The 2,189-nt window shown below is 66.4% G+C and carries 2 pseudogenes; both read right to left on the bottom strand.

Going from position 1 to position 2,189, the window contains the following annotated elements:
• Positions 1–1,146 (bottom strand): annotated as a pseudogene (locus WAW17_RS33445) (beta-ketoacyl synthase); the annotation flags it as partial.
• Between the two features lie 14 nt (positions 1,147–1,160).
• Positions 1,161–2,189 (bottom strand): annotated as a pseudogene (locus WAW17_RS33450) (polyketide synthase); the annotation flags it as partial.

Below are 2,189 nucleotides of genomic sequence, written 5' to 3' on the forward strand. Positions count from 1 at the left end.
GGCGTAGTACCACGAGTCTGCGGGCGAATCGTATTCACTTCGATACACAACCTGCTCGTCGAGCGTTCCCCGGACTCCGTCGAATGACATGATGCGGTCGACGAGCAGCAGACCGCCAGTCGGGAGCCGGGTTGCCCGCACCCCTGTGTAGTGCGCGAACTCCGGTCCGAGCGCGATACCCTGATCGCCACGGGCGAGATGCGCCATGTGGAATTCGTTGAGTAGCGCCCTGTCCCCGTTGATGCCGATCCGGCCGGTCCAGGTAGCGAGCGAGCCCGCAGGCCCGGGTCCCACCACTCCGAAGGGCTTCTCGGTGACGGTCGACCGGACCTCGAGGCTGGACCTCTCACCGCCGAGGACCACTTCGGCCCTGAGATGTGGACGGGGCACGAGGCCGATATCCGTGACGATCAACTCGAGCTCCGCGCTCCCGCTGACGTCCGAGTTCCGGTCTGGAGTGCTGCTGTCCGTCACGAGTTGCGCGTCGGCGAAGCAAAGATGCAGTCCCGCATAGAGCGCGAACACTTCCGCTGCCTGCGCCGCCGCAGCCTCTGCGCTTCCGGAGTAGCGTGCCCGGAGACTTCCGAGACCGACTGCGCCCGAGCGTAATCCGATGTCTGTCACCGAATCGAGCACCAACGGCCCGACGCGGGCAAGCCGGATGTCGGGATTAGCACCGGGCTGGGCGTACGCGGCACCGAAGACTGCGCCGACCTCTCCACGGGCCAAACCCTCGAGAGCAGAACGGTCGAGTTCGTCCACCGCGCTGCGGGCCAACGGCTTGAAGGAGCCTTCCGGCGCCGCGCCGGCCTGCTTCGGCGCGAGCGGAAGCAGATCGGCGAGCGGGTGCCGAGGCCCTCTCGACGCTCGCCGAAGTATCTGCCACTGCACGGCCGCCTGGGCCGCCAGCGCTGCGCGGTGGGCCGTAACGACACCGGCACGGATCTCCGCCAGCGGCCCGGAAGGTGCGTCCTGGGTAAAGACCGCCGCCGGCTGCCGCGTGAGCACTGCGGGGACCAGCGACCCGATCGCAACCGGATTGAAGGGAACACCCTCGAAGCCGAGGATCTCGGTGTCGCCGGAATCGGCGCTGTGGTGGCCGGTGTTCGTCGAATTCGCCGTGTTCATGAAATCCGCTGTGTTCATGAAATCCGCTGTGTTCATGAAATCCACTGCCTCACTGATTCACGGAACTTCTCGGACAGGTCGGGGGTGGTGACAATCGCGACATCAACGAATCGCTGGAGCACTGTGCCGTCCGTGGCGACCGCGGTCGCATCCACCTTCGCGTCCACTGTTCCGACGCGGGCATTGTCGATCACCAGCACGAATGGTTCGTTGTGCGGCAACTCGTCGTAGTAGTCGATACGTCCGACGCCGAGTGGCAGGCACGCGGAACCGAGTAGCCGGTGCCCGAGTACGGGTGGGCCCTGCAAGATCACGTCCGCCAGCACGGGGTTGTGCAGGACTCCGCCGAAGGCCCCGAGCGCGACCGACGCACCGGGTAAGCAGCATTCGAGGACGATCGAACGTGCATCGTCGTGGAGAATGGTGCGCATGCCATGTAACGGCGGCGCATGGAACTGGGTGGCCTCGCGGTAGAGCACGTCGGCACCGGTTCCGGTGGACGCCCACGTGACGGGGATCGCCGGCACGGTCTCCGGTGCGGAGGCCAGCACGAACGTGCCGGCGTAGCGGGGCACGCGACGGTGTCCATCGGAACTGACCACGCTTGCACGGACGACGGTCCCGTCGGGACCGCTGGAGGTGTGCACGGTCTCGATGTCGACGTTCCCCACCGGGTGATCGAAGACGATCCCCTTGTGCACCCGGAAATCTTGCACGGATACGACGCACAGCCCGGGGTGTGCACGTTCGATGACGTTGATCATGGTGCCGAGTCCGAAGGTGGCGGGCAGAACCGCATCCGCACCGATCCGGTGCGCGGCAATGATGCGATGCTCAGCCAGACCGTCGAGATTCCGGCGGACCACCGCGTCGGCGGGTTCGCGGGATCGTCCGGTGGCCAGAGACTCTGCTGCACCGACCAGGATCACTACGTCGTCGCGCCGCGCCTCGGTGAACTGCTCGGTGAACGCCCGCGCGCCTACTTGTGGGTCGAGCAGGGACACCCCCCGCTCGAGGAAGTAGCCTCGCAGTTCCGGGGTGACCATCCCCCCGTCCCAGGC

It is taken from the genome of Rhodococcus sp. (in: high G+C Gram-positive bacteria), assembly GCF_049286785.1.
Taxonomy (GTDB): Bacteria; Actinomycetota; Actinomycetes; order Mycobacteriales; family Mycobacteriaceae; genus Rhodococcus_F.